Source organism: Pediococcus damnosus, from assembly GCF_001437255.1.
Classification (GTDB): Bacteria; Bacillota; Bacilli; order Lactobacillales; family Lactobacillaceae; genus Pediococcus; species Pediococcus damnosus.
Genome location: NZ_JQBD01000091.1, coordinates 1 through 6,883, shown reverse-complemented (window position 1 = coordinate 6,883; position 6,883 = coordinate 1). Strand labels below are relative to the sequence as shown.

At 38.5% G+C, this 6,883-nt stretch carries 4 protein-coding genes and 3 pseudogenes; 2 read left to right on the top strand and 5 right to left on the bottom strand.

Annotated elements, in window-relative coordinates; translation table 11 throughout:
• Together IV84_RS11025 and IV84_RS09000 are read left to right on the top strand one after the other, a co-directional pair.
• Nucleotides 1-295 (top strand): annotated as a pseudogene (locus IV84_RS11025) (hypothetical protein); the annotation flags it as partial.
• Nucleotides 296-377: 82 nt separating this feature from the next.
• Nucleotides 378-1,571 carry an AbiH family protein gene (locus IV84_RS09000; protein WP_056986477.1) on the top strand — a complete coding sequence of 398 codons (1,194 nt, stop codon included), beginning with the start codon at nt 378-380 and terminating at the stop codon, nt 1,569-1,571.
• 205 nt (nt 1,572-1,776) lie between these two features.
• Here the strand turns inward: IV84_RS09000 and IV84_RS08995 are convergent, their stop codons facing one another.
• The 5 genes and pseudogenes from IV84_RS08995 to IV84_RS08975 all read right to left on the bottom strand — a co-directional run.
• Complete coding sequence (locus IV84_RS08995) at nt 1,777-2,637, bottom strand: ABC transporter permease (protein ID WP_039099074.1); 861 nt, start codon at nt 2,635-2,637, stop codon at nt 1,777-1,779.
• A 1-nt stretch (nt 2,638) separates the two neighbouring features.
• Nucleotides 2,639-3,502: pseudogene (locus IV84_RS08990) on the bottom strand (ABC transporter ATP-binding protein).
• Between the two features lie 48 nt (nt 3,503-3,550).
• On the bottom strand, nt 3,551-4,135 hold the full coding sequence (locus tag IV84_RS08985; protein ID WP_056986475.1) for a recombinase family protein: 585 nt from the start codon (nt 4,133-4,135) through the stop codon (nt 3,551-3,553).
• A gap of 288 nt (nt 4,136-4,423) precedes the next feature.
• Nucleotides 4,424-5,314 carry a polysaccharide deacetylase family protein gene (locus tag IV84_RS08980; RefSeq protein ID WP_056986474.1) on the bottom strand — a complete coding sequence of 297 codons (891 nt, stop codon included), beginning with the start codon at nt 5,312-5,314 and terminating at the stop codon, nt 4,424-4,426.
• A gap of 307 nt (nt 5,315-5,621) precedes the next feature.
• Nucleotides 5,622-6,830: pseudogene (locus IV84_RS08975) on the bottom strand (glycosyltransferase family 2 protein); the annotation flags it as partial.
• Nucleotides 6,831-6,883: the final 53 nt, after the last annotated feature.

Below are 6,883 nucleotides of genomic sequence, written 5' to 3'. Positions count from 1 at the left end.
TAACTTAACCATTCCTCGAGATCGCAATGGCTGGTTTGAAAATCATACCTTGCCAGCATATCGCAATCTTAATGATCGGCTCAATCTGGTACAAGATAAACCATTGTCGGCAACGGATTTAATTCTTACAACATTAACGCAAGAATTAAAACCCTTGTCTAGAAGTGAGCTCACGGCCCTGATCCCGCAATACAGCGATATAACAATTAAACGAGCTCTCAGTGAATTGAAAAAACGTCAGCTGATAAAACTTATTGGCAAAGGAAGATCGTCAAAATATATTTTAAAAATTTAAAATATTTAGCGCTAATTAGTTCTTTGTATTATAAGTTAAGAGAACAATTTATCTATTTTTAATTATAGAAAGAAGTCTTTTTGTGACTCAGAATGTAGTATCACGATTATTGGTTATAGGAAATGGATTTGATTTGAAATGCGATTTGAAATCTAAGTTTGAAGATTATTATAATAGCAAAGAAGATATGGTTAAAACATTAAAAAAAATGAATGCAGACTTTAATGGCCAAAGTACGGACACAGAAATGTTACAAAATGATGTTTTATATATCGCTGGTTTTTCAAGATGTGCTGGAAACCTTAATGATAACATGAAAATTAATTTTAACGATAATCATATTTCTTTTTGGGATTTTTATTTTTATTTTCACCAAAAAAAGCTTAATAACTGGGCAGATGTAGAACACTTTCTAAACAAACTATTAACGATAAACAGTCATGAAACACATCCTGAACTTGATCTTGAAAAATCTTTAAACATGATAGTTAGGTTTAAATATTTAAGACCCAGATTATCTATTGAAAAGTCATGTGCTGAAGAATTTGAGAAATTGAAAGAAAATTTCACAGCAAACCAAGAAACATTGGTTTTATTATTTGTTCTGTTAAATAATTTAAAATATGATATTGAAGAACAAACCGAAAGTTATTTTTACGACTTTTTATTTAACGAATTAAATAAATTTGAAAAAAGCTTCAACGATTATTTAAAAACATTACAGAATGAAAAGTATAAAGAAAAGAGTCAACAACTATTAAACAGATTATCTTATAATGAACGCTATAATTTGTTGTCCTTTAACTATACAACTCCCTGTACAAAAGATACCTCATGTAATATAACACGAAATATACATGGGAAACTTGAAGACCATCCAATAATTGGGATTGATTCCAAAAATATAATCCCTAATAGTCCAGTATTTAGGTTTACAAAAACTTACCGAATAATGACTTTAGCGAATGAAAAACAAGATAAATTATTACCCAAAACCGTTAAAACTATAGCTTTTTATGGACATTCATTTGCTCCAGCTGATTACTCATATTTTCAATCGATTTTTGACTATTATAATATTTATGATAATGACATTACTTTGGTATTTTACTATTCTATTTATGATGAGAGTAAAGAACAAGAAATAAAACGAACTCAATTTAACTCTGTTTCTAAACTTATGTCTGAGTATGGAACAACTTTTCATAGTGAAAAAGGAGAGAATTTGATGCACAAAATGTTGCTTGAGGGTAGACTAATCTTGAAAAAATTGTAATAATAAAAATTATCCAAAATCAATTTAATCCAGCATAGTTTATTGGCTAGGCCAATATCGTAATGTGACTGCGTGTCGATGCAATTAAGGCAGATTCCAATTTAATCGGATTTTTATAGGCATTATTGATCCCTCGCAATTCACTTGGAATGCTTAATCAATAATCACAAAACATTGGTCTACTTGTTTCATCATATTTGCTATCTCAATCAACCGTTCTCACATTTTCCTTGCTTCGAATTAAGTCAACAATTAGTAAAACTGCTATTCCTAATAAAAAAACTATGGTAAGGAGCACAGTCGTTTGCATTCCAGTTAATAAATGATGCCACTCTAACTTAATCCCCATCGTTTTTTCAAAATGGCTTTGCTGACCATGAAAAGCGGTTTTTAATTTATCTGCCATAAGTATTTGTCGATAAATGGCTGCTACATATGCACCCGGAGTTAATTTGATAAGTAACTGCGCAAAGTTAGGAAGAATACCAATTGGAATATAGGTACCCACTAAAAAGCCAGAGGCCGTGCCAACAATTGTTCCTATAGCGTTCAAGGAATCAAAGCGACTAATAAACTGGATAAACAGCATATTAATTACAACTGCTAGTAAAGAGCTAAAAAGAGCAACGCAAATTACAGCTGGTAGCGACTCCCATGGCATGGTCAAGTTATCTGTGATTGAAAAGTATCCTATCATCAGTGCGAACATAACTATTTGCATAATAAAGCCAATCAAAGCGGCACTTAACATATAGCTCATGGTGATTTCAAAATGAGAAAGGTCTGTTAAATAAAAATCTTTAATAACCTTGCGTTCTTTATCTTTTACTAATTGTCCAAGTGAGGTAAGGGTGGTTGTGATGGCAGTCACTGATAAAGTCCCTCCAATCAACCAAAAATCAAGTAATTGGTGAGAACTAGGGACAGTTTTCCAGCTACTTATCATTGACTTTTTTAGAAAGACAATATATAAGAGAAATGAAATCATTGCTCCCAATAATGAAAAGAATACTCCGGGGCGATTGCGGAAATACAACAGTAGATTTCTCCTTGTTAAAGTAATCATATCAACGCATCTTCCTTCCGGTTAATGACAAAAAAGCATCATCCATCGTCCCCTCTTGATAAGTGAACGTTTTAATGAAACTACGAAACTTTAATAATAATGAGAGTGCTTCGTCAGAATTAGCCTTTAAACAAATGGTTTTATGATTAATCTGCGTATGAATTATTTTACTTGGTATCAATGCCATTAATTGATCAGCTTGTTCAGAAACAATCACGAGTTTACTGCTAGAGTTTTGTGTTTTAATTTCATCAGCGGATCCGCTGGCAATTATTTTGCCATGATCAATAATATAAACCTCATCTGCATTGTCTGCTTCTTCAAGATAGTGTGTCGTCAAAATAATGGTTAAATTATTTTGACTTTGCAATGAATGCAACAATTTCCAAATTGCCGAGCGGGTTTGGATATCCAAACCCGTAGTTGGCTCATCCAAAAAAATAATATCAGGTTAATTAAGTAGAGCTCTTGCTATATCAACTCGTCGCCGTTGCCCACCAGAAAGTCGGCCGTATTTTTGATTAATAAATTCAGTTAACCCGATTTTCTGAATCAAAGCATCAATATGATTAGATTTGGCTTCTTTATAAAGTTTATTTCGAATACTCAAATTTTCCATAACTGTCAAATCATTATCTAAAATACTCTGTTGAAATACCATGCTAATCTTTATGTCTGGTTTCATCTTGATCATTCCACTGGTTGGATTTAAGATCTTTGTGAGCATCGATATAGTGGTTGTTTTACCAGCGCCATTGGGTCCTAGTAGAGCAGTTAAGCTTCCTTCTTTGATTGCTAAATCAATATGGTCAACCACCACTTTTGATTGATAAGTTTTAGTAAGTCCCTTTGTTTGAATGATCATTATGTCGCCCTCTCTAAACTAGTATAATGTAATTATCGCATGTAAATCTCATCTTTTTATATTGCACTTCTTGCGATATCTGATAAAAGTTGTTCGCTTAATACCGGTATTACGGGCGACGTCTACATCACTCATGCCCGTCTGATAAAGCTTAAAAGCATGTAGTAAGCGGGGATCATCTTCGGTATATTGGGGTTTGCGCCCATGATATTTACCCTGCTGCTTAGCTAAGGCAATCCCTTGTTGCTGGCGCTCAATGATTCGCTTACGTTCACTTTCGGCCTGATACTTATAGAGTTCAATAATCAAGTTGGTCATCAGTTGACGTAAATTTGGGTCAGCAATCCCTGTCATGGACGGTAAATTCAACACATCTAGGGTGCCCCCTTTATTCTGAATGGTGTTCATGATCTTAGTTAAATCCTGGTTGTTTCTGCCTAAGCGATCTAATTCAGTGACCAGGACAATATCACCCTCACGAATATAGGCCAGCATTTTTTGCAGTTCTGGCCGATTAGTGTTAGCTCCACTTAATTTATCCGTAAATAATTTATCAACGTCTTTTAAAGCCGCTAACTGTCGATCTAAATGTTGCTCCTTGGAACTCACACGCGCATAACCGATTTTAGCCATTTCCAGTTCTCCTTTTGGACAGTTCTAATGAACGTTTGTAATTCCTATTATAGCACAGAAACAAAAAAGGCCAATAGGGTATACCCTATTGGCCGTTTTTGATCCATTATCAATGGCTTTCTAAATTATCAAGTTCTTAGACTTATTAAAAATTCCTCTTAAAAATGAGTCCAACGGTTTCGAACAACCCTTAAATAAGCCCTTCATTCCAACATCCTGATCAGGACATTCGAGTGAGGGGCTTATCTTCGATACCACATTATTTACTTCTTGAACTCCGGTGATGGGTCACTGCCGAATCCACTTGGTGACACTTGGCCAGCTATTATGGTTAATAATCACCCTTGGCGTTTCCTTCAAATTGCTGTGGTCCGTCACAATGCCGTCATTCAAGGTTAAAATCACTTTGAGGCCGGGGCGGGAAGCGAGAAACTTTTCAACCATCGGTGTGCCGCTTCCGTATGGATACGTAAAAATCGGTGATTTGTAGCCAATCTTTTCTTTCAAAACCTCCTGACTCGTGGCGTAATCCCGCTTAAACCGCATATAATTCCCGGGAAGGTTAAACACCGGCGTGCCATTGTCTACCAGGTAATGCATCCGATTGGTATGCACCCCAAAGGTTGCTAGTTTACCGGCACGCTTCTTCATCTTCAAAATTGCCGGCCAGGTTGCCAGTTTGGTTCCCTGTTTATACCAGCCCGTGTTCCCGGTGATGATTGAATCAGTGAACGGGTAGTGATGTTTAAGCAGGACCGGTAAAGCATTATCAATCATAGTGCGATCAATATCATCGAACGTAATGGTTACGTAACGGCCGTGAATTGGTTTGCGCTTTTCAACCATCTTAATCATTTGGGGCATCGAAATCACCTTAATGTGATGGGTTTGCAGATAATTCATTTGCGATTTAAATGCAGGAAGGTTGACGTTGAAATCGTGAAACTGACTGTTGGGTGAAACCCGCTCATCGAACTTCACCATGTCATTTGGCGCTAAGATACGGTGATAGCAAAATACCATAATCCCATTTTTGACGTACTGATCATGGTGCGAAATTTCAAAATCTGGTTTATTTCCAAGTTGATACTTAATATTATGGTGAACACTGACGGCAAGAAACGCCAAGAAAACGGTAATTGCCGTCACAAGAATCCATTTACGCTGCGTCTTAGTCATCTTGATTTGCCCTCCGTTTCAAATGATGAATTCGTAACCAGCCAAAGATAATCATTAACGTTGCGATCACAACGACTAACAGGGCAAAAATCTGATAGGCCCGAAGTGACAAGTTTAAAAGCAGATAATCAGCAACCAAGGTATCGGAATACGCATTCAATAAGAAGCAAACGTTAATGTAAATCACGTAACCGGTAATCAGCCACAGCGCAATCAAAATAATGGCCCTTCTAAGCATCGTCAAAATTGGCGCCCGCTTGCGAATGATTAGTCGGGAATATTCTGAAGCTTTCTTCATCATTAAAGCCCCCCGATCCGGACTTCGCCAACTGCCAACATGCCGGGGATCCAGAAAGAACGACCCCAATGACGTCAAGCAGCTAACCAGATTGATGAACCAGTAAAAGATGACGTATAACGGTAAGAGTAGCAGGTCTTGCCAACTAATGAAATCCGACTTTCGTGAATCCGCGTAGCCAATCAGAAACTGAACAAGACTGATAAACAACAGCAGAAACAAAATCACGCCGTCCATAATCAAGTCACCGGTAAAGGCAACCGTGAACAGGTAGAACAGCGTCACAAACGAGCAGCTAATCGCCCAGAGATCACTCAAAACCATATCCAGCAATAACCACTGCTCACTCAGCCGGCCGGTTACCAGCATCTCCCGATTACGAAACAGAACTTCGAAGCCACCTCGGGCCCAGCGCCGCCGCTGATTGATCAAATCGGGAATTCGTTCGGGAACCAGGATCCAAGCAACCGCCCGCGGACAGTAAATCACTTGCCAACCGTGATGGTAAAGGCGCCAGGTAATGTCGATATCTTCCGTAATGGCGTCAATGTTCCACCAGCCGGCATCTTCAAGTGCTGCTTTTCGATACGCGACTACAACCCCCGAAACGGTGGTGATATGGCCCGTCACAAATGCTTGGCCGCGCTTAATAATATCAATCACCCCAACGTACTCCAGCAGCTCCAAACGGCCCAGAATGCTGGTCCGATTACGAACGATGGGTTTGCCAGCGACCGCGCCCACCTTGGCATTATTGTAAAACTGCGCCAACATAGGCTGAATGACGTTCGCGTCAACGTAACAGTCCGCGTCCAGACAGAGAAGAAAGGTCCCGGCTGCCTCCTGAGCGCCAACGTTCAGGGCGTTGGCCTTTCCACGATTTACTTCAATATTCACAACCTTAACCGGAAACTGGGACTGATATTGATTTGCCAGTTCATGCATCACCTTCAAGGTGTTGTCCTGGCTGCCGTCGTTAATTAAAACCAATTCAATGTTGGAATAGGTTATGTGGCTTACTGATTCGACAACGCTCGCCAACGTGTCCTGCTCGTTATGTCCCGGAATCAAAACGGAAACCAAATCATCCGGTTGACCGGCATGGAGATTTCGTAACGGTACTGTTCGCATTTGAATCGAATAGAAGATTGAACCCACAATCCAAACAATCGAAACGATCACCGGATACAAAATCACGAACGTGCTAATGGTATTCATTGTTATCCCCCCCTAGAATGTCAGGTACTGTCAAACGTACCCGATTTTGTCTA

What these genes read in the sequence shown, in the direction of transcription:
- IV84_RS08980 (WP_056986474.1), bottom strand. Translation starts at nt 5,314, where the DNA reads ATGACTAAGACGCAGCGTAAATGGATTCTTGTGACGGCAATTACCGTT.
- IV84_RS08985 (WP_056986475.1), bottom strand. Translation starts at nt 4,135, where the DNA reads ATGGCTAAAATCGGTTATGCGCGTGTGAGTTCCAAGGAGCAACATTTA.
- IV84_RS08995 (WP_039099074.1), bottom strand. Translation starts at nt 2,637, where the DNA reads ATGATTACTTTAACAAGGAGAAATCTACTGTTGTATTTCCGCAATCGC.